Below are 20,346 nucleotides of genomic sequence, written 5' to 3' on the forward strand. Positions count from 1 at the left end.
AACAGATCCGCATAACTCGCATCGTCCCGGGTAGCCGCGCGCCCATGGCTCCACCATTTGGGAACGACGCGAAAGAAGCTTCCGCGGAAGAGAAGAAACGCGGCGCGAGCCGCCGGTCACTGCTGGCCGGCGTCGCGGCGTTCGGCGCGCTCGGCGCGGCCGGATGCAGCCGTGTGGCCACGGCGTCCGGCAAGGACGGCGGTGATCTCCTGGACCGGCTGAAGGCCCAGGGCGTCGTACGCCTCGGCATCGCCGGCGAGATCCCATTCGGCTACATCGACAAGAACGGCAAGCTCACCGGCGAGGCACCGGAGCTCGCGCGGGTCATCTTCAAACGGCTGGGGGTGGACAGTGTCCAGCCCGTGCCCACGGAGTTCGGCTCACTCATCCCCGGTCTGAACTCCCAGCAGTTCGACGTGGTCGCCGCCGGCATGTACATCAACGCCGAACGCTGCGAGCAGGTGATCTTCTCCGACCCCGACTACCAGATGCTCGACTCCTTCATCGTGCGCAAGGGCAATCCGAAGAACCTGCACGACTACAAGGACGTCGTGGAGTCGAAGGCGAAGTTCGCGACCGGAACCGGCTACGCGGAGATCCAGTACGCGGTCGACGCCGGGTACAAGGAGAGCGACATCCTGATCGTCCCGGACCAGGTCGCGGGTCTGAACGCCGTCGAGGCGGGCCGTGTCGACGTCTTCGCGGGGACGGCTCTGACCACCCGCGAGGTCGTCAAGAAGTCCCGAAAGACGGAGTCGACCAAGCCGTTCGCGCCACTCGTGGACGGCAAGCCGCACGTAGACGGCGGTGGCTTCGCGTTCCGCCCGACGGAGACCGGGCTGCGGGACGCCTTCAACGTGGAGCTCAGGAAGCTGAAGGAGAGCGGTGAGCTGTTCCGGATCCTCCAGCCCTTCGGTTTCACCAAGAACGAGATGACCGATATGACCGCGAAGGAGTTGTGCGGCGGATGACATCGGGACTCTGGGAACTCGTGCTGAAGGGGATCTGGGTCACGGTCCAGCTGCTGGTGTTCAGCGCGCTGCTGGCCGCGGCCGTCTCCTTCGTGGTGGGCATCGCGCGCACCCACCGGCTGTGGATAGTCCGCTTCCTCGCGGGCTTCTACACCGAGGTGTTCCGCGGTACCTCCGCGCTGATCATGATCTTCTGGGTGTTCTTCGTGCTGCCGCCGGCCTTCGGCTGGCAGCTGGTCCCCATGTGGGCGGGCACCCTCGCCCTGGGTCTCACCTACGGGGCGTACGGCTCCGAGATCGTGCGCGGCGCCCTGAACTCCGTCGACCCGGCACAGCGTGAGGGCGGCATCGCGCTGAGCTTCACGCCCTGGCAGCGGCTGCGGCTGATCCTGCTTCCGCAGGCGGTGCCGGAGATGATCCCGCCCTTCTCCAACCTGCTGATCGAGCTGCTCAAGGGCACGGCCCTGGTGTCCGTGATGGGCATGGGCGACCTGGCGTTCAGCGGCAACCTGGTGCGGCTCGCGCTGCAGGAGAGCGCGGAGATCTACACGTACATCCTGCTGATCTACTTCGTGATCGCCTTCCTGCTCACGCGGGTCATGCGCGGTCTGGAGAAGAAGCTGAAGGCCGGGCTCGGCAGGGTGCCCGAGGGCGGCGGGAAGGTTCCCGCGCCCCGCCCGGAGACCACGGCCGTCGGTGCCGAAGCGGCAGGGGGTCGCTGATGAAATGGGACTGGAGTGCCGTCGGCGACTTCATGCCGCACTTCTGGGACGGACTGCTGATCACCCTGCAGGCCCTGGTGCTCGGCTCGCTGATCTCCTTCGCCCTCGGGCTGGTGTGGGCGCTGCTGATGCGCGCGCCGAGCCGCTGGGTGCGCTGGCCGGTCGGGGTCGTCACGGAGTTCATCCGGAACACCCCGCTGCTGGTGCAGCTGTTCTTCCTCTTCTACGTGCTGCCCGAGTGGAACATCACGTTCTCCGCGATGACCACCGGTGTCGTCGCCATCGGGCTGCACTACTCGACGTACACGATGCAGGTCTACCGGGCCGGTATCGAGGGCGTGCCGGCCGGCCAGTGGGAAGCGGCCACGGCACTGAACCTGCCCATGACCCGGACGTGGACCGCGGTGATCCTGCCGCAGGCGATCCGCCGGGTGGTGCCCGCGCTGGGCAACTACGTCATCTCGATGCTCAAGGACACGCCGATGCTGATGGCGATCACCGTCCTCGACATGCTCGGCGAGGCGCGGCTGTTCGCGCAGCAGAACTTCCAGTTCACCGAGCCTCTGACGGTCATCGGCGTGGCCTTCATCCTCATTTCCTATCCCGCTTCCCTCCTCATGCGAGCCCTGGAGCGACGTCTTGTCCGCTGACACCCCTTTGATGAAAGAGCCCGACGCCACCTCCGACGCCAACCCGGCGGCGGACGGCAGCGAGCTGATCCGCTTCGACAACGTCACCAAGCGCTTCGGGGACAACGTCGTCCTCGACGGGCTGGACTTCTCGGTCGCCTCCGGCAAGCACGTCACGCTGATCGGCCCGTCCGGTTCCGGCAAGACGACGATCCTGCGGCTGCTGATGACCCTGGCCAAGCCCGACGAGGGCACGATCAAGGTCAACGGTGACTACCTGACCCACGAGGAGAAGAACGGCAAGCTGGTCCCGGCCGGCGAGAAGCACATCCGCGAGGTCCGCAAGAACATCGGGATGGTCTTCCAGCAGTTCAACCTCTTCCCCAACATGAAGGTGCTGCGCAACATCACGGAGGCGCCGGTCACCGTGCTCGGCATGTCCAAGGACGCGGCCGAGGAGCGGGCCCGGGAGCTGCTCGAACTGGTCGGGCTGACCGAGCACGTCGACAAGTACCCGAGCCAGCTCTCCGGCGGCCAGCAGCAGCGGGTCGCGATCGCGCGGGCCCTGGCGATGCGGCCGCAGGTCCTGCTCCTGGACGAGGTGACCTCCGCGCTCGACCCCGAGCTGGTCGCGGGTGTCCTCGACGTGCTCAGGGACATCGCCCGCACCACGGACATCACGATGCTCTGCGTGACCCACGAGATGAACTTCGCCCGGGACATCTCCGACCAGGTGCTGATGTTCGACTCGGGGCGCGTCCTGGAGTCCGGTCCGCCGGAGAAAATCTTCGGCGACCCGGAGCACGAGCGGACGCGGGAGTTCCTCGGCGCGGTGCTGTAATCCTTCGGAAGCGTCACCGGCCGGTCTTCAAGAAGTGGAGACGGCGGGGTTCCGAGGCCGAGCCGATGGGGCATGACTTTGGCATATGCCAGAAGGATGCCCCGCTGTTGAGGGGACTGGAACGAGCCACCAATCTCGCCAACACCCCCTCCTCGTAAGCCTCTTGGCAGTTATCGTGGAGGGGGCCCGGCCGTCCGGGCTGTGTTGATGTCGACGCGTTGATGCGAACGCGCCGACATACAAGCCGGGCCGAAAAGCGCAGGGGGGACCCAGTCCATGGCGCTGAAGCACGAGCCGACCGTGCCGTACCACTCGGCCCAGGACGCCCTGCGCGTCCTGGAGACCGTGGCGCGGCACACCACCGGTGTCACGGACGCCGAACTCGCCAGCCGCACCGGCCTCGACACGGAGCGCCTCACCGCACTCCTGCGGATGCTGCGCCGCGAGGGGTACGTCGAGCAGACCACCGACGGGGCGTACGTCACCGGCGCGGCACTCGGCAGGCTGGGCTCCGCACACGGCCGGGACGAGGCCCTGCGCACCCAGCTCCAGCGGAACCTCGACCGGCTGCGCGACTCGGTCGGCGCCGCCGTCTACATGAGCCGGTACGTGGACGGCGAGATCCACGTCTCCCAGTGGGCCGACAGCCCGACCACCCCGGCGGTCAACGAATGGGTGGACTTCCGCTCCGCGGCCCACGCCAGCGCGATCGGCAAGAGCCTCCTCGGCCAGCTCGACCTCAACGGCCGACGCGACCACCTCTCCCGCCACCGGATGGCCCGCCTCACCTCGCGCACCATCACGAACGAGCGCGCTCTCCTGTCCCGGCTCGACGCCCAGGCACCCACCGTGCCCGTGCTCGACCTCCAGGAGTACGCGGTCGGCACGGTGTGCGCGGCGGTCCCCATCACGGCCGGCTCGGCCGTGGGCTGCCTCGCCCTCTCCCTGCCCGTGTCCCACGCCCACCGGCTGCGCGAGGCGGCGGACACCCTGAACCGGGGCGCCGCGCCCGTGCTGCTCTCCCTCGCGATCTGATCGCGGACGGCGTGGTCCGGAGCACCCGCTCGGACCAGGTATTATTTTTTCTGTCGCCAGCCGCGAAAAGCGGTTGGCGAGAGTCATGCGCCGCTAGCTCAGTTGGTTAGAGCAGCTGACTCTTAATCAGCGGGTCCGGGGTTCGAGTCCCTGGCGGCGCACAAACGAAGGCCTCCGCGAGAGCGGAGGCCTTTCGCGTACCCGCCTCAGCCGCAGCCGGCGGGGCTTCGGCAGGTCCGGCCTACCTCACCAGCAGTTCCTCGCGCCCCCGCGCCCGGTACCGCTCCATGAGCTCCGCCAGGTCCGCCTCGTCCAGCCGCCGGTACGCGCCCTCCCCCGCCGGCCGCCACCACACCGGATCCGCGCACCGGAACCCCTCCCGCCGCAGCCCGACCCGGTGGATCTTGTTGGTGGCGGTGACCGGCATACGGTCCACGATCCGTACGAAGCGGGGGGCCATCTTGGTGCCCAGGTCCGGCTGGGCGCGGAGGAATGCCTCGAAGGCGAGGGGGTCGAAGGCGCCGGCCACAGTGGCCATCACCTGGTCGCCCGCCACCGGGTCGGGCACGGCGTAGACGGCCACGGCGTCCGCGCCCTCGTAGCGGGCGAGGATGCTCTCGATCACCGCGGCGGCCAGGTTCTCGCTGTCGACGCGGAGCCGGTCGTCCGTGCGCCCCGCGAAGTACAGGAATCCGTCGGCGTCCCGGTAGAAGAGGTCCCCGGTCCAGTACCAGCCGTCCCGCTGCCGGGCGGCCTCCGCCGCCTCGTTGCGCCAGTAGCCCTCGAAGGGGTTGGGCCCGCGGTTCACCAGCTCGCCTATGGCATCCTGCCCGTTGAGCAGCCTGCCGTCAGGGTCGAAGGCCGCCGCGGGGCACTCGGTGCGGCTCGCCGGGTCGACCACCGCGAGATCGTCGCCGGGCGCGGCCCGCCCGATCGCCCCCTTCGGTGTGCCGGGCGTCCGCTGGATCGCCGCCCCGCCCTCGGAGGACCCGTACCCCTCCACCAGCCGCACCCCGAACCGCTCCTCGAAGGCGGCCGCGTCCACCGCCCCCGCCTCCGTGCCGAAGCCCGTCCGCAGCGGGTTGTCCCGGTCGTCGGCCCGGGCGGGGGTGGCCAGGATGTACTGCACGGCCCGTCCCACGTACGTGAAGTACGTGGCCCCGTACGCCCGTACGTCCGTCAGGAAGCCCGAGGCCGAGAACCGGCGCCGCAGGGCGACTCCCGCGCCGGCCGCGAGGGCGGGCGCCCAGTCCGCGATGACCGCGTTGCCGTGGAACATCGGCATGCAGATGTAGTGCACGTCGTCCGCACGCACCCCGAAGTGGCCGACCAGCGACCGCCCGGCCGCCGCGAGCCGCCCCTGCGAGCAGATCGCCGCCTTGGGCGCCCCGGTCGAGCCGGAGGTGAAGTACAGGAGGAGGCGGCTCCCCGGGGCGGCCCGCGCCGGCTCGGGGCACGCGTCCGCGTACGGCGCGAGCAGTTGCCCGTACGCCTCGGTGTCGGTCACCAGCAGCCGTACGCCCGGGAGTTCGAGTCCGTCGAGGAGGGGCAGGTGGGCCCGCTCGGTGACCAGGACGCGGCACTCGGTGTGCAGGATGTCGCGGGCGAGCTCGGGGCCGCGGCGGGTGGGATTGATCCCGGCGACGGCCGCACCCGCCAGGGCCGCCGCGCTCAGCCACAGGGGGTATTCAGGGGTGTTGTCGAGCAGCACGCCCACATGCGGTTCCGCGCCGGGCGGCAGCAGGTCCGTCAGGAGCGCGGCCCGCGCCGCCGCTCCCGCGGCCACCTCGTGGTGGGTCAGGGTCCGCTCCTCGAACCACAGCCCCGGCCGGTGGTCGCCCCACCGGTCCTGCACGAGCTCCGCGACGGTCCGCGCGCCGGTCCCCACGCTCCTGGATCCCATGGAGGCGCACCATAATTGACGGGGCGTCAGATGTGGAGGGTCAGGCGCGGAAGGGTCACGGCACCTTGTTGTAGGGCCTGTCGTCGATCGAAAAAGGCTCGTCCACCTTGTTGACGGAAGGGTCGTCGTCCATGAAGGAGTTGTCGCCGAAGGCCTCGGTGTACGTGACCATGAAGCCGACGCAGAAGACCACGATCACGGAGAGGAACGTCAGGATGCCCACGGTGGAGGCCGTGTTCCTGACGTGGCTCGGCGCCTGGGCGGTGGCCTTGACGGTCTCGCCCTCGGTGTAGTGCACGACGACGATGTCGCCCTCCAGCGTCGTGCCCGGCCCGTCCTCCTCCTCGAAACGGATGGTGCGCCCGTCGCGGGCCGTGAACTCGTACACGTGGTGCAGCGTGGTGCGCACGGAGGAGTCGCCGCTGCCGCCGCTGGTCGTCGTGTACGTGCGCAGACAGCGTGCCTCGGCGGTCAGCCCGCTGTTCCAGGCGCGCCTGAGCTCCAGCGCGCGGCGGATCACCCTGGCCGCAAGGAAGACGGTCACGGCCATGATCAGGCCCGGCACCGCATAGAACATGAAGTCCATCGACATCCCCCGATGTTCGGTACAGCTCCACGCACGCCGTCATGGTCATGCCGACGTGCGTGGAACCTACCCGTGGGGGGTGGGCAAGAGCCTCAAGAGATGCTCAGAGTTGCGCGTCGAACGGGTGGCGGGCGCTCAGAACGTCACGTCCGAGCAGGCGTAGAACGCGTTCGCCGTGTCGGCGATCGTCCACACCGCGAGGATGACGTGGTGACCGCTCTTGCCGGTCGGCAGGGTGCCGCTGTGCGAGAGCGTCGCCGGCGGCTGGCCGCTGTAGGGGACGGTGAGGAACGGGGCTGTGACCAGCGCGGACCGGGTCAGCGGAGCGTTCTGGTTCCAGCCGTTCTTCGTGACGTAGTACTTGAAGTCGGTCGTGGAGTGCCGGGCCGTGAACTGCCAGCGGAAGGTGTAGCTCTGTCCTCCGCTGACCTTGGTCGTCGGCCAGGCACCGCCCGAGGGCGTCGTCGCCTTGTCGAGCGCGCCGAAGTTGGTGTGGTTCGCGGAGCAGATCTGCCCGTCCGCGGGCCCGGCCGCCGGGAAGCCCTTGGGGCCCTCGACGCTCTGGGGCTCCCACTGGATGGCGCCGCAGTTGGTCACGGAGCCGTTCTGGCAGAGCTTCTGCCGGCTGATGGGGAGATCGGTGTAGCCGTGGCCGGTGGCACCGCCGCTGGAGAGCACGAGCGCTCCCGTGGTGGCGAGGCCGACCGCGGCGGCGTACAACTTCGTCTTTTTCCGCATGCTGCCGCTCCTGGAGAACGTGGGGGAAGTTCCGTGAGCTTTGCAGGTCTAGACCAAGTCCCAGATTATTGCTGATTGTTGAACATGTCCATACCAATCGTGGACAGGATTCGCTGGCAGCGGTCCCGGGACTTCTCCACCAGTTCGCCGTTCGGGTCGTCGTTGGTGGCGACCCAGTTCCGGGCCCGGACCTCGTCCTTCCCACCCGCCAACTGCCGCTCCACCAGCCTCACCTGGCGCACGTCCCCGGGCGCCTCGACGTACCAGCACTCCCCCATGAACACATACGCCTCCCGCCATCCCGGCAGGTCGCAGGCGAGGTAGTTCCCCTCCGTGACGATCAGCCGGGCCGTCGGGGGCACCACATGCCGTGCGGCGACCGGCTCGTGGAGCGTGCGGTCGAAGTCCGGTACGTAGATGTCGCGGCCGGTCTCGTCGAGGACCCGGCGCAGCAGGTCGACGTATCCCCACACGTCGAAGCTCGGCTCGGAGCCCTTGCGGGCGGTCAGGCCGAGGCGCTCCAACTGGGCGTTGGAGAGATGGAAGCCGTCGAGCGGCAGATAGGCGGCCCCCTCCCCCAGGTGCGCGACGAGGGCGCGGGCGAGGGTCGACTTGCCGGCGCCGGGCGGACCTGCGAGGCCCAGCACGGCGCGCGGTGTTCCGTCGGTCAGGCTCCAGGCGTCCGAGGCGAGCCCGGCGAGGGTGAGGTCGTCTCCGGCAGGGGTGACGTGGTCTCCGGCGGGGGTGCGGTGTTCGTCGGCAGGGGTGCGGCGGTCACCGGTGGGGGTGCGGCGGTCAGCGATCTCCATGTCCCGTATAGAACGCCACCGTCAGATCCTTCACCAGAGCCTTGCGCTCGTAGTCGTCGAGTTCGACGAGCCCGCGCACGGTCAGCCGGGTCACCGTGTCCTCGACGGAGTCGACGACCGAGGTGAGGACCTTGTCGCGGTGTTGCGCGTCGAGTGCCGCGATCCGGCGGCGCTGCATCACGGCGGCGACCTCCGGGGCGTACTCGACTCGCAGCGGCTGTGCCGAGAACACCTGGAGGCCGGCCGCCGCCGCGTCCGCGGCCACGATGCGGGTCAGCGAGTCGCCGACCGCCTCGGTGTTGCGCAGGGTCGCGGAGTCGGCGGCCCTCGGCGAGTTCGGCGCGACATCGGCCGGCAGCTGCGCCAGCACCCGGGCGAGCGCCGCCTCCACGCACTCGCGCAGATACCGCTGGTGGTCCTCGACGCCGAGCGCGGCACGCGCGGTGTCCCGCACCCGCCAGACGACGAGCACCACGACCCTGAGCGCGACCCCGTTCGCGTCGACCGCCGGCATCGGGTCGCTGCGCCAGTGCCGCAGGCGTACGTCGACCCGGCGGCGCAGCACCAGGGGGTTCACCCACATGAGTCCGGTGCGCCGGACCGTGCCCCGGTAGCGGCCGAAGAGGCCGAGCACCCAGGCACGTCCGGTACGGCCGCGGGCCAGCCCGCCGAAGCCGAACAGGGTGAGCGCCCCGGCCCCGGCGAGCGCCGCCCACTGCGGCACGCCGAGCCCGGCGCTCATCCGCACCGGCAGCCCCAGCGCGTCCACGGCGAGCGGCGGCAGCACACCCGCCCACCACGACGCGAGGACGCAGCCCGCCGCGCCGACGGCACCGGCCAGCACCCCGGCCATGCCCGGCAGTACGCCCGCGGGCCGCTCCGCCAGGTCGGGGTCGACCTCCACCACCGGCCGCGGCCGCACCGGGCCGGGCGGGCGCCGGGTGACCCTCGGCTGCTCGCCCGTGCCGCGCCGCCGGCTCACGACGGCGGGCGCGAGCGGCACGGACACCGGCTCGGGCTCGTCGCGGAACAGCAGATGGACCGGAATCTCGGTGGTCGCCTCGTTGTGGATGAGCCGCGCCCCGCGGCCACCCGTGTCCCGACCGCCCGCCTCTGGGGTCCCCTCGAACTCCGGGGACTGTTCAGTCGTCGTACTCATACGTGCCTCCGTGCCTCCGCGCCAGGAAGAACTGTCATGAGAGAAATGCCGTCAGGAGCCGTCCGGACGGCCCCGGCTCCTCGGGCCGTCCGGACTCATCAGGCCGTCCGGGCCCCTCAGGAGAAGAGCCGCCGCCAGGTCTCCGGACCCGGGTAGCCGTCGGCCGCACCGCCGCGCCACCCCTGCGCACGCTGGAACGCCTCGACGTTGCGCCGGTCGCCCTCGCCCCAGCGCGGTCCTGGCCCCTGCGTGTAGTGCTTGCCGAACCCCTTCTTCACCAGCTGCTTCCCGAGCCGGGTGACGTACTCGTTGCTGGCGCCCGGCCGGAACAGTGCCCGTCCGGGGTAGCCGGGGACGCCGTGCGAGGCGACACCTCCGGCCGGGGGCCGCCCGGGCCTGCCCGAACTGCCGCCGCTCGGGGCGACGATGTCCCGGCCCTTGTCACTCACCAGGTACGCCCAGGTCGCCGGCCCCGGGAACCCGTCCGCGTCCGCACCCGTCCAGCCCTGCGCACGCTGGAACGCCTGGGTGGCCCTGCGGTCCGCCTCCGACCAGCTCGGCCCGGGCCCCGCCGAGTAGAACGCTCTCGCGCCCCGCTCGACCAGCATCCGCCCCAGCCGGGTGACGCTGGCGTTGCTCGCCCCGGGCCGGAACGCCGCCGCACCCGGGTAGGGCGGTGCCGCCGGTTTCGTCCCCGGAGAGGTGACAGGGGTGACGGGGGTGGCTGGAGTTGCCGGATTGGCCGGGGTCTTCGGATCGGCGGGAGAAGCCGGACCCTCGCCCTCCGTTCCCCCTTTCAGCCCCTTGTAGCGGTACGCCAGATAGCGGTCCGAATACTTCCAGTAGGCGTACGGGGTGGCCTGCTTGCGGGCGCGCGGGCGGGCCTCCTCGTACGCGATGTAATAGTCCTGCGTGTAATCCGTCCAGCCTCCGAAAATCACGACGTGCGACCCCTTCTCGGGGTCCGCCGGATTGTGGAAAAGGAGAATGTCACCGGGCTCCAGCTGCTCCCGGGGAATCCGGACGCCGAACTTGTCGAGGCTGCCCGTCCATTCGTTGCCGCCGAGGTTCCAGGCCATCGAGACGAAGCCCGAGCAGTCCTGGCGGTAGCCGTCGGACCAGTACGCGCTCATGCTGTAGGGCACCTCGGCGGCGACCCACTCCTTGGCCCGGTTGATGATCTCGGCCCGGGTCGTCGGGGGTGCCTTGACCTTGGCCGGAACGCCTCCGGGGCCGTGGAGCGGGGCCTTGCCGCCCTGCGGTGTGTCGGGTTCGTCGGCCACGGGGGCGCCGGGCAGCCGGGGGGCGTGCGCGGCGGCCGCGACGGCCGGTACGACGTGGCCCGCGCCGAGCGCCGTGCCGGCCGCGGCGGCCAGCACGAGCGCTCGGTGGGCCGCCGGGTGGCCGCCGAATCCGGTGGCCGCGGAATGTGGCAGCACAAGCCGCCAGTGGGTACATCCGGGGCATTCACAGTCGCTCTCGGGATCGAATTCCTCGAATACCGGAGCCGCCATGCGATTCCCCTCCTCCTGGTGGAAAAGTCCGCGCTTCTGCACGTCCGTCAGTTTCTCAACTGTCACCGGGTGTCGCATGTTGACGGTCCAAATGATGTACGGGTTGCCTCCGGCGGTTCGGGAGGGGGGTTGTTTTGTGCCTGCGGGCGGGTGGGGGCTGATCGCGCAGTTCCCCGCGCCCCTGAAGGGGCGCACACGTGCATGGAGGGCCGGGGCACCCCTCAACACCAGGTAAGATCTGCGGAGCAGCACGCGCCGCTAGCTCAGTTGGTTAGAGCAGCTGACTCTTAATCAGCGGGTCCGGGGTTCGAGTCCCTGGCGGCGCACCACCGAAGAGGCTCCTCGTCACCGCGAGGAGCCTCTTCGCGTACGGCCGAAACTCCATCACGTATGGCCGAACCCTTTCGGCCCGCTACCCTCTGGCCATGGCGCGCGACCTCCAGGAGCGGATCAAGAAGTTCATCATCGACCGTCGGCTGCCCTCGGGCGCCGTACTCCCGACCGAGCCCGAGCTCATGGAGCTGCTCGGCGCCAGCCGCAATTCCGTGCGCGAGGCGCTGAAGGCGCTCCAGGCGATGGGCATCGTCGAGATCCGGCACGGCTTCGGTACCTACGTGGGACCGATGTCCATGGCACCGATGATCGAGGGCCTCGCCTTCCGCACGGTCGCCGGGCACTACCGGGGCGAGGACAGCCTGCTCCAGCTCCTGCAGCTGCGCGAGGCCGTGGAGACCGGGCTGATCGTCCGGCTCGCAGGCCGGGTCCCGGCGGACGATCTCGCCGAACTGGATGCCCTGGTGGACCGTATGGACGCGGAGGCGGCCGCGGGCACCGGTCTCGCGGACACCGACCGCGCCTTTCACGCCACCCTCTACCGCGGTCTGGGCAACCTGCTGCTGAGCGAGCTCCTGGAGGCCTTCTGGGACGCCTTCCACCGCGTACGCACGGATCTCGTGGGGCTGCCGCAGGATCCGAAGGTCACCTGCCGGCAGCACCGGGAGATCCTGGACGCGGTGCGCTCCGGCGACGCCACCAGGGCCGAGGACTCGATAAGGGAACACTTCGGCAACATCCGTACCCGCTTGACCGTAACCACACCGAACGAGACCATCAGAAACCCCAATGAGCGCGTATGACCGGTAAACACCATGTTTCGCATCTTGCGATCATGGTGAATGGCGTAGAACCCTGGGCGACAAGAGGCTGCGGTTACAGGGCAGTTGGGGGCTTGGAACCGGTTGCGTGCGAAGGCGGGGAATAGGGGCCCCGTTCATGAACGGATGTCGAGGGGGGCATCATGCAACCGGAAGGCCGGTGCGCCGTGTCTATAGGGTATGAGGATGATGTGGTGGCGGGGGCCTGCTGTTGATGCGCCTGTGAATGTCTAGGGGGACATGAGCGGGCGAACGGAACAACGAGCACGCGATGGTTCGCGTGTGGGGGGATGACTCATGACGTCGACGCCGACGGGCGCCCGGCAGAACTCCGATCCGTCCGAGACCACCCAACTGAGGGTGCCGTCACAGACTCGGACCGGCAGCTTCCGGAGAATCAAGAAGACACTGCCGAGATACGACTACGAGCACTACAGCCGGCTCGCGGGTCCTCTCACACAACCTGATCCGACCAAGCCGTACAAGGTGCAGTACCGCTCGCTGCTCTCGCAGGAGCCGCACCGGCTGCGCGCTGCCCTGATGCTGGGCGCGGCGCCGCTGCTCTCACTCGTCCTGCTCGTATGGCTGCTCCAGCCCGCGCACTGGACCGAACGCGACTACCCGGCCTTCGACTTCCTGCCGGCGCTCGACATCGTGATGCTGGTCTCGATCGGTCTGATCGAGCTCTTCCGCTGCATGAACGTGCTGTCGAACGCGCACGCCACGCTGGTCGCCCGCGACCCGATCCCGGTGGTGCCCGAGACCGGTACGAGAGTGGCCTTCCTCACCTCCTTCGTGCCCGGCAAGGAGCCGCTGGAGATGGTGACGAAGACCCTCGAAGCCGCGGTCAAGATCCGCCACCGCGGCCTCATGCATGTCTGGCTGCTCGACGAGGGCAACGACCCCGAGGTCCGGGAGGTCTGCGAGCGCCTCGGCGTGCGCCACTTCTCCCGCAAGGGCGTCGCGAAGTGGAACATGCCCAAGGGCCCGCACCGCGCCAAGACCAAGCACGGCAACTACAACGCCTGGCTGGACGCGCACGGCGACAACTACGACTATTTCGCCTCCGTCGACACCGACCACGTGCCGCTGCCGAACTACCTGGAGCGGATGCTCGGCTTCTTCCGCGACCCGAACGTCGGCTTCGTGATCGGCCCGCAGGTCTACGGCAACTACGACAACCCGATCACCAAGGCCGCCGAGTCGCAGCAGTTCCTGTTCCACGCGCTGATCCAGCGGGCCGGCAACGCCTACGGCTCCCCGATGTTCGTCGGCACGTCCAACGCCGTACGCATCAAGGCGCTGAAGCAGATCGGCGGTCTGTACGACTCGATCACCGAGGACATGGCGACCGGCTTCGAGATCCACCGCCACAAGAACCCGGCGACGGGCAAGAAGTGGCGCTCGGTCTACACGCCGGACGTGCTGGCCGTCGGTGAGGGCCCGAACGCCTGGACGGACTTCTTCACCCAGCAGATGCGCTGGTCGCGGGGGACGTACGAGACGATCCTCAAGCAGTACTGGAAGGGCTGGTACTCGCTTCCGCCGAGCAAGCTCTTCAACTACACGATGATGATCATCTTCTACCCGATGTCGGCCCTCAACTGGATCCTGGCGGCGCTGAGCTGTGCGCTGTTCCTGGGCCTGGGCGCCTCGGGTGTGAACATCGACCCGGCGATCTGGCTGATGCTCTACGGCAACGCCTCCGCGCTGCAGATCGGTCTCTACGTCTGGAACCGCCGCCACAACGTCTCGCCGCACGAGCCCGAGGGCTCCGGCGGTGTGGCCGGCATGATCATGTCCGCGCTGTCGGCGCCGCTCTACGCGAAGGCGCTGATCGACTCCGTCCTGCGTCGCAAGAGCAAGTTCGTGGTCACCCCGAAGGGCGATTCCGCGAGCCCGGACACCTGGTTCGGGACCTTCAGGTACCACTGGTACTTCATGCTGATCTTCGCCGGTTCGATCGCCGCGGGCTTCGTCTACGGACACGCCCACCCGGCGATGATCATCTGGGCGACCTTCGCGCTGCTCATCACCGCCTCGCCGATGTTCGCCTGGCGCTGGATGATGCGGCAGGACAAGAAGGGGCGCAAGCACCGGCAGGGCGGTCCCCAGGACCCGCCTCCGCCCCCGCAGGACAGCCGCATTCCCCAGCAGCCACAGGGTTCACAGCAACCTCCGGCCGCACCGCACACGCCCCAGCAGAAGCCGAGCTGGGCGGCGGGCGGGGGCAACGACCAGACGGTGCAGATCGCCCTCGGGGGACGGCAGCATCACTCCGGGAACTGAGACCGGCGGCGACCCCGCCGCCGGCCCTCGGAGCCCGGGCCCCAAGACCCCAGCCGAAAAGCCTTGCACGCCAGACACCACGACAAGTTAGACGGGGATTGAAGTGAAAGACGGTTCCAGCCGCCGCCGCGCCCGCCGCATCGCGATAGGTGCGGCGGTGGTGCTTGCGCTGGCCGGGATGAACGGACCCGCGCTCTACCGCTTCGGGTCGGACCAGTACCACGAGTACAAGATCAACAGACCTGAGTACAAGGCCGACAACGGCAAGTGGGACATCGTCGAGTTCCCCGAGGAGTACCGGCTCAACACCATCCATGCCGCGCTCTTGCACACCGGCAAGATCCTGCTGATCGCGGGCTCCGGCAACAACCAGGACAACTTCGACGCGAAGAAGTTCGACACGCGTGTCTGGGACCCGGTCAAGAAGACGATCAAGAAGGTCCCGACGCCGGCCGACCTGTTCTGCACGGGCCACACGCAACTGCCCAACGGCAACCTGCTGATCGCGGGCGGCACCAAGCGGTACGAGAAGCTCAAGGGCGACATCACCAAGGCCGGCGGCCTGATGGTCGTCCACAACGAGAACCCGGACAAGCCGATCACCCTGCCCGCGGGCACCCGCTTCACGGGCAAGGAGGGCGGCAAGACGTTCGTGTCGAAGGACCCGGTCGTCGTCGAGCGGGCCAAGAAGGTCTTCGACCCGGACACCGGCAAGTTCCTCCGCAACGAGCCCGGCCTGGGCCGCATCTACGTCGAGGCGCAGAAGAGCGGCAAGAAGTACGAGACGGGTACGCAGGACAACTACCGCGTGCAGGGCCTGTCGGGCGCCGAGGCGCGCAACACGTACGGCATCGCCGAGAAGCTCGCCCTGGACAAGAAGGACTTCCAGGGCATCAAGGACGCCTACGAGTTCGACCCGGTCGCCGAGAAGTACATCAAGGTCGACCCGATGAACGAGGCGCGCTGGTACCCGACCCTCACCACGCTGTCCGACGGCAAGATCCTCAGCCTCTCCGGCCTGGACGAGATCGGCCAGCTGGTGCCGGGCAAGAACGAGGTGTACGACCCGAAGACCAAGAAGTGGACGTACACCAAGGGCGTCCGGCAGTTCCCGACCTACCCGGCGATCTCCCTGATGCAGAACGGCAAGCTGTTCTACTCGGGCGCGAACGCCGGTTACGGCCCCGACGACGTCGGCCGTGACCCGGGCGTCTGGGACCTGAAGTCGAACAAGTTCAACAAGCTCGGCGGCATGTCCGACCCCAAGCTCCTGGAGACCGCGGGCACGGTGCTGCTGCCGCCCGCGCAGGACGAGAAGTACATGGTGATCGGCGGCGGCGGGGTCGGCGAGTCCACGCAGTCCAGCAAGAAGACCCGCATCATCGACCTGCTGGCCGACGACCCGAAGTTCGTCGACGGTCCCGAGCTGGAGAAGGGTACGCGCTATCCGCAGTACTCGATCCTGCCCAACGACGACGTGCTGGTGTCCGGCGGCTCGGAGGACTACCGCGGCCGCGGTGACTCCAACATCCTCCAGGCGCGGATGTACGACTCGAAGTCCAACGACTTCAAGCGGGTCGCCGACCCGCTGGTGGGCCGGAACTACCACTCGGGCTCGATCCTGCTGCCCGACGGCCGCGTGATGTTCTTCGGCTCGGACTCGCTCTACGCCGACAAGGCCAACACCAAGCCGGGCAAGTTCGAGCAGCGCGTCGAGATCTACACGCCGCCGTATCTGTACCAGGGTTCGCGGCCCTCGCTCTCGGGCGGTCCCAAGACCATCGAGCGCGGCGGCTCCGCGACGTTCACCTCGCAGCACGCCTCGTCGATCAAGACGGCCCGGCTGATCCGGCCGAGCGCGTCGACGCACGTCACCGACGTCGACCAGCGGTCCATCGCGCTGGACTTCACGAAGACGAAGGACGGCATCGAGGTCACCGTGCCCGAGAGCCGCAATCTCGTCGAGTCCGGCTGGTACATGCTGTTCGTCACGGACGACCAGGGCACCCCGAGCAAGGCCCAGTGGGTCAAGATCCCCTGACCCGGAGCAAGTGATGTGACTGGGGGCGCCCTCCTTGGCGGAGGGCGCCCCCAGTCACGTACAGGCTGTTGCCCGCGGGTTCTTACTTGGTCGCTTTCGCGAGCTTCAGCGCGTACTCGGGCCACCACTGGCCGGCCTTCGGGCCGCCCTTGCACGTGCCGTCGGACTCGCCGGGCCGCTTGACCCACACATACGCCTCGACGAGGTCGTCGTCGGTCTTGGTCGTGGGCGTCTCCCCGAGCGCGCGGCCGGGCGGATTGCACCAGTTCTCCGCCGGATCACCTTCGGTGTACGGGCCGTTGCCGTTGCGGCTGGTGTCGACCACGAAGGGCTTGTTGCCGACCTTCGACGACAGCTCCTTGCCGTACTTCGTGCTGTCGGCCGTCGTGTAGAAGTTGGACACGTTGACCGAGAAGCCGTCGGCCTGCTCGACGCCCGCCAGCTTCAGCGGCTCGGTGATGTCGTCGGGCTTGCCCCAGCCCGCGTTGCCCGCGTCCAGGTAGACCTTCGTGTTCTTCAGGGACTTGAGCTTCTCGACCGCGCCCCGCAGGAGGTCGTAACGCTCCTCGTGGAACTCGTCCGGGGTGCAGCCGTCCACCAGGTGCAGCACGGCGTCCGGCTCCAGGATCACCGTGGCCGCACGGTCGCCGATGCCCTTGGCGACCTGGTCGATGAAGCCCCGGTACGCGTTGCCGTCCGCGGCGCCGCCGCCGGAGAACTGGCCGCAGTCGCGGTGCGGGATGTTGTAGACGACGAGCAGCGCGTCCCGGTCGGCCTTCGCGGCGGCCTCGGTGAAGCCGCGCGCCTCCTGCTCGGCGTTCTCCGGAGTGAGCCACTCACCGGTGGGCTGCTCGGCGATCTTACGGATCAGCTCGGCGTCGTCCTTCTTGCCGTCCTTCACATATGAGGCCACCTGCTCGGCGGCGTTCCCGTCGGGATTGACCCAGAACGGGTCCTTGTCCTTGGGCTGCTGGCTCACCTTGGCGCCCGACTGGCCCTTCTCGCCGTCGCCGTCCGAGGATGAACACCCCGCCAGCAGCAGCACAGCTCCGGCCACCGCCACGGACGCCTTTGCCACCCCTCCAGTGGCGAAAAGAGACACAGCCCCCCTGCTCCCGTACATCAAACTCCCCCTCGGGTGCACCGTCCGAAGTACCAATCCTGACATACGTGTCGGTCCGCCCACGAGCTCGTCCGCCCCTTGTCCACTAGCTGTTACACCCCCTCCCCGCCGGGCAGGCGCCGGACGGACGTGCGGGGGCGGTGGCCGGACTCGGGAGCACCTTCGCGGTACCGCCGCGCCGGAACGGGATCCCGCTCGGCGCCCTCGACGTATTCGTGCCGGAGCTGGGGCCGCGAGCGCCCAGGACCTGCGTGGAACCCCACGGTCAGCTGCGCGGATAACGCAGCGCCACCGGTCCGGGACATGGCGTCAATCGGACCCTAGGCCGGAGCGCTCATCCGAACTAGAGTCTTATAAGACGGCTCAGGCCCTTGGCTGTCGGACCATTCGTGAGGCGCGTTCGCAACGCGCGGATGGCCCCCTGAACCTCCCGTGCCGGTCGCCGGGTTACTCCCGCAGCCCGTGCGCGCACGGTCGAGGACCAGCCCGGTCGACGGCTCCGGGGGGAGCGGGTCGTCGACCGGGCCAGGTGAGGCACGAGGGGCACTCGGGTTCGGTACGAGGGTTCGTGGGCGGTTTGAGCCCGGGGCTCACCCCGGGCTCACAGACCCGTGCCGCTGAGGTACGCGGAGACGACCACGTTCGCCGTGTACGTACGGCTGGTCCGGTCGAAGGTTCCGCCGCAGGTGATCAGGCGCAGTTCGGCGCGGCCGGTCTGCCGTGTCCCGTACACCTTCTGGGCGTCGAAGCGGTCCCGGGCGAAGACCTGGACGTCCTCGACGGTGAACTCCGCGACCCTGCCGTCGTCGCGGATCACCCGGACCGTCTCGCCCGGCCGCACCTCGCTGAGGTGGTAGAAGACCGCGGGCCGGGTCTCGGTGTCCACGTGCCCGACGAGCAGCGCGGTCCCGGCCGCCCCGGGCCGCGCACCGTCCCCGTACCAGCCGACGGTGCCCGGCTGTCCGTACGGCGGCGGGTCGATCGCCCCGCGGGTGTCGAGTCCACGGGTCACCACGGGCGCCTGTACGCCCAGCGCGGGGATGTCCACGCGCTGGGGCCGCGCGTCCCCCAACGGCTCGGCCGCGGGCGGCAGTTCGACGCCGAGGGGCCGCCCGACCGCCGCCACGTCACCCGTGGTCGGCGCGGATATGCCCTGGCGTACGTCGGTCACCTCGCGGCCCCACAGCCACAGCCCGAGGAGCAGCAGCGCCCAGGCCACTCCCATGAGCAGCCGGCCACCGCCGGAGGTGTGTTCCCGGTCGGTCATGGCCGGTCAGTCCGTACCGCGGGTACTCCCGCGACTCCGACGGGAACTGCGGACCGCCACGGCGACGGCGGCGACACCGGCCAGGACCAGCCCGACCACCGCGTGCCGGGTGCCGGGCCCCTCCGAGCGGGCGTCCACGACGGCGAGCCGCGCGGACCCGCCGCCGCCCGCGTGCACGGGCGCGACGGGGGACGCGGGCGCGACAGGCTGCGCCTCCCGCTGTTCCTCCTGCTCCTTCTGTTCCTGCTGATCCTTCTGTTGCTGCTGATCCTTCTTCTCGTTCTGCTCCTGCTTCTCCTGCTTCTGCTGCTTCTCGCGTTGCTTCTTGTCGAGGACGGTGATGGCGCCCTTGACCTTGTCCTCGAAGCCGTCGCAGGTGACCTTGACGTCGTACGTGCCGGGGTCGAGCGTCGAGCGGACGCGGGTCTCGCCGGTGAGGACCCCGGGCTTCCCGGTGAGCTGCGCGTCGGCGACGAACGCCTCGGACGCGGCGGTGCCGGACATCCCGGAGCAGCCCTTGACCCGCAGCTGGATGTCGCTGCCGGGAGCCGGGGACCCCGGGGTCACGGAGACTCCCCCGTCGGCCGCGTACGCGGTGGGGGCGAGCGCGGCGGCAGCCACCACCCCGGCACAGAGAGTCAGTCGCAGTGAACCCATCGTGAACCTCCAGATATCTGGAGCGTCCTCCTCGGGGCCCGGGGCCGCATCCGGGGAGGGGGTCCGCTGCTCCGTACGGGTGGCGCTCCCGTACGGGTGGCTCAGACGCGGTCGACGAGGTCCGCGATGGAGTCGACGACCGTGGACGGGCGGTAGGGGTACTTCTCGATCTCCGCCCGGCCGGTGAGACCGGTGAGGACGAGGAAGGTCTCCATGCCCGCCTCCAGGCCGGCCAGGACGTCCGTGTCCATGCGGTCGCCGATCATCGCGCTGGTCTCGGAGTGCGCCCCGATGGTGTTGAGCCCGGTACGCATCATCAGCGGGTTCGGCTTGCCCGCGAAGTACGGCTTCTTGCCGGTCGCCTTGGTGATCAGCGCGGCCACGGCTCCGGTGGCGGGCAGGGCGCCCTCGGCGGACGGGCCGGTCTCGTCGGGGTTCGTGGCGATGAACCGGGCGCCGTCGTTGATCAGCCGCACGGCTTTGGTCATGGCCTCGAAGGAGTACGTACGGGTCTCGCCGAGGACCACGTAGTCGGGGTCGTGGTCGGTCAGGACGTACCCGATGTCGTGCAGCGCGGTGGTGAGACCAGCCTCACCGATGACGTAAGCGGAGCCGTCCGGGCGCTGGTCGTCCAGGAACTGGGCGGTGGCCAGGGCGGACGTCCAGATGTTCTCGACGGGCACGTCCAGGCCCATCCGCCGCAGGCGGGCGTGCAGATCGCGGGCCGTGTAGATGGAGTTGTTGGTGAGCACCAGGAAGGGCTTCCCGGACTCCCTGAGCTTCTTTATGAAGGCGTCGGCGCCGGGGATCGGCACACCCTCGTGGATGAGCACCCCGTCCATGTCCGTGAGCCACGATTCGATGGGCTTGCGCTCTGCCATGTGCCGTCTCCTGCCGTACGCGTGCTG

At 69.2% G+C, this 20,346-nt stretch carries 18 protein-coding genes and 2 tRNA genes; 10 read left to right on the forward strand and 10 right to left on the reverse strand.

Annotation, left to right across the window (positions count from 1 at the left end; all coding sequences use genetic code 11):
- Positions 1-44 precede the first annotated feature (44 nt).
- The 6 genes from ehuB (at position 45) to ACFWXQ_RS17590 (ending at position 4,359) form a co-directional block, all read left to right on the forward strand.
- Positions 45-971 (forward strand): ectoine/hydroxyectoine ABC transporter substrate-binding protein EhuB, encoded by a 927-nt coding sequence (gene ehuB, locus ACFWXQ_RS17565; protein ID WP_383937407.1) that lies wholly within the window; start codon positions 45-47, stop codon positions 969-971.
- Positions 968-1,693: an ectoine/hydroxyectoine ABC transporter permease subunit EhuC gene (ehuC, locus tag ACFWXQ_RS17570; protein ID WP_383937405.1), complete on the forward strand. Its 726-nt coding sequence runs from the start codon at positions 968-970 to the stop codon at positions 1,691-1,693. Before ehuB ends, ehuC begins: the two co-directional genes overlap by 4 nt.
- Positions 1,693-2,343, forward strand: coding sequence for an ectoine/hydroxyectoine ABC transporter permease subunit EhuD (gene ehuD, locus ACFWXQ_RS17575; protein WP_383937403.1), 651 nt, complete (start codon positions 1,693-1,695; stop codon positions 2,341-2,343). Before ehuC ends, ehuD begins: the two co-directional genes overlap by 1 nt.
- A 10-nt stretch (positions 2,344-2,353) precedes the next feature.
- Entirely contained in the window at positions 2,354-3,163 is an 810-nt protein-coding gene (gene ehuA, locus ACFWXQ_RS17580) for an ectoine/hydroxyectoine ABC transporter ATP-binding protein EhuA (protein WP_383937401.1), read from the forward strand.
- 276 nt (positions 3,164-3,439) lie between these two features.
- The gene (locus ACFWXQ_RS17585) at positions 3,440-4,198 is read left to right on the forward strand and encodes an IclR family transcriptional regulator (protein WP_383937399.1); all 759 of its coding nucleotides are present in this window, start codon (positions 3,440-3,442) and stop codon (positions 4,196-4,198) included.
- Between the two features lie 87 nt (positions 4,199-4,285).
- Positions 4,286-4,359, forward strand: a tRNA-Lys gene (locus ACFWXQ_RS17590).
- An 80-nt stretch (positions 4,360-4,439) separates the two neighbouring features.
- On the opposite strand, the gene ACFWXQ_RS17595 is transcribed toward ACFWXQ_RS17590, so the two are convergent.
- The 6 genes from ACFWXQ_RS17595 to ACFWXQ_RS17620 form a co-directional block, all read right to left on the reverse strand.
- A complete protein-coding gene (locus ACFWXQ_RS17595) occupies positions 4,440-6,101 on the reverse strand; it encodes an AMP-binding protein (protein WP_383937397.1) in 1,662 nt (553 codons plus the stop codon).
- Positions 6,102-6,156: 55 nt separating this feature from the next.
- A complete protein-coding gene (locus ACFWXQ_RS17600) occupies positions 6,157-6,693 on the reverse strand; it encodes a hypothetical protein (protein WP_383937395.1) in 537 nt (178 codons plus the stop codon).
- Between the two features lie 129 nt (positions 6,694-6,822).
- Positions 6,823-7,425, reverse strand: a complete 603-nt coding sequence (locus ACFWXQ_RS17605) for a lytic polysaccharide monooxygenase (RefSeq protein WP_383937393.1) — start codon at positions 7,423-7,425, stop codon at positions 6,823-6,825.
- Positions 7,426-7,490: 65 nt separating this feature from the next.
- Entirely contained in the window at positions 7,491-8,234 is a 744-nt protein-coding gene (locus ACFWXQ_RS17610) for a nucleoside/nucleotide kinase family protein (protein WP_383937391.1), read from the reverse strand.
- Positions 8,221-9,393, reverse strand: coding sequence for an SPFH domain-containing protein (locus ACFWXQ_RS17615; RefSeq protein ID WP_383937389.1), 1,173 nt, complete (start codon positions 9,391-9,393; stop codon positions 8,221-8,223). The genes ACFWXQ_RS17610 and ACFWXQ_RS17615 overlap by 14 nt, the downstream gene beginning before the upstream one ends.
- 116 nt (positions 9,394-9,509) lie before the next feature.
- Positions 9,510-10,907 (reverse strand): peptidoglycan-binding protein, encoded by a 1,398-nt coding sequence (locus tag ACFWXQ_RS17620; RefSeq protein ID WP_383937387.1) that lies wholly within the window; start codon positions 10,905-10,907, stop codon positions 9,510-9,512.
- A gap of 252 nt (positions 10,908-11,159) precedes the next feature.
- Between ACFWXQ_RS17620 and ACFWXQ_RS17625 the strand changes: the two genes are divergently transcribed.
- The 4 genes from ACFWXQ_RS17625 (at position 11,160) to ACFWXQ_RS17640 (ending at position 16,391) form a co-directional block, all read left to right on the forward strand.
- Positions 11,160-11,236, forward strand: a tRNA-Lys gene (locus ACFWXQ_RS17625).
- Between the two features lie 96 nt (positions 11,237-11,332).
- On the forward strand, positions 11,333-12,043 hold the full coding sequence (locus ACFWXQ_RS17630; protein ID WP_383937385.1) for a FadR/GntR family transcriptional regulator: 711 nt from the start codon (positions 11,333-11,335) through the stop codon (positions 12,041-12,043).
- 315 nt (positions 12,044-12,358) lie between these two features.
- Positions 12,359-14,350, forward strand: coding sequence for a glycosyltransferase family 2 protein (locus tag ACFWXQ_RS17635; protein WP_383937383.1), 1,992 nt, complete (start codon positions 12,359-12,361; stop codon positions 14,348-14,350).
- A 103-nt stretch (positions 14,351-14,453) separates the two neighbouring features.
- Complete coding sequence (locus tag ACFWXQ_RS17640; RefSeq protein WP_383937382.1) at positions 14,454-16,391, forward strand: galactose oxidase-like domain-containing protein; 1,938 nt, start codon at positions 14,454-14,456, stop codon at positions 16,389-16,391.
- 82 nt (positions 16,392-16,473) lie between these two features.
- Here ACFWXQ_RS17640 and ACFWXQ_RS17645 read toward each other — a convergent pair whose 3' ends face one another.
- The 4 genes from ACFWXQ_RS17645 to ACFWXQ_RS17660 form a co-directional block, all read right to left on the reverse strand.
- Entirely contained in the window at positions 16,474-17,514 is a 1,041-nt protein-coding gene (locus ACFWXQ_RS17645; RefSeq protein ID WP_383937380.1) for a glycoside hydrolase family 6 protein, read from the reverse strand.
- A gap of 601 nt (positions 17,515-18,115) precedes the next feature.
- Positions 18,116-18,781: a class F sortase gene (locus ACFWXQ_RS17650; RefSeq protein ID WP_383937378.1), complete on the reverse strand. Its 666-nt coding sequence runs from the start codon at positions 18,779-18,781 to the stop codon at positions 18,116-18,118.
- Between the two features lie 6 nt (positions 18,782-18,787).
- Positions 18,788-19,438 carry a hypothetical protein gene (locus tag ACFWXQ_RS17655; RefSeq protein WP_383937376.1) on the reverse strand — a complete coding sequence of 217 codons (651 nt, stop codon included), beginning with the start codon at positions 19,436-19,438 and terminating at the stop codon, positions 18,788-18,790.
- Between the two features lie 101 nt (positions 19,439-19,539).
- Positions 19,540-20,319, reverse strand: coding sequence for an HAD-IIA family hydrolase (locus ACFWXQ_RS17660; RefSeq protein ID WP_143632539.1), 780 nt, complete (start codon positions 20,317-20,319; stop codon positions 19,540-19,542).
- Positions 20,320-20,346: the final 27 nt, after the last annotated feature.

Source organism: Streptomyces sp. NPDC058697, from assembly GCF_042715345.1.
In the GTDB taxonomy this organism is placed as follows: domain Bacteria; phylum Actinomycetota; class Actinomycetes; order Streptomycetales; family Streptomycetaceae; genus Streptomyces; species Streptomyces liliifuscus.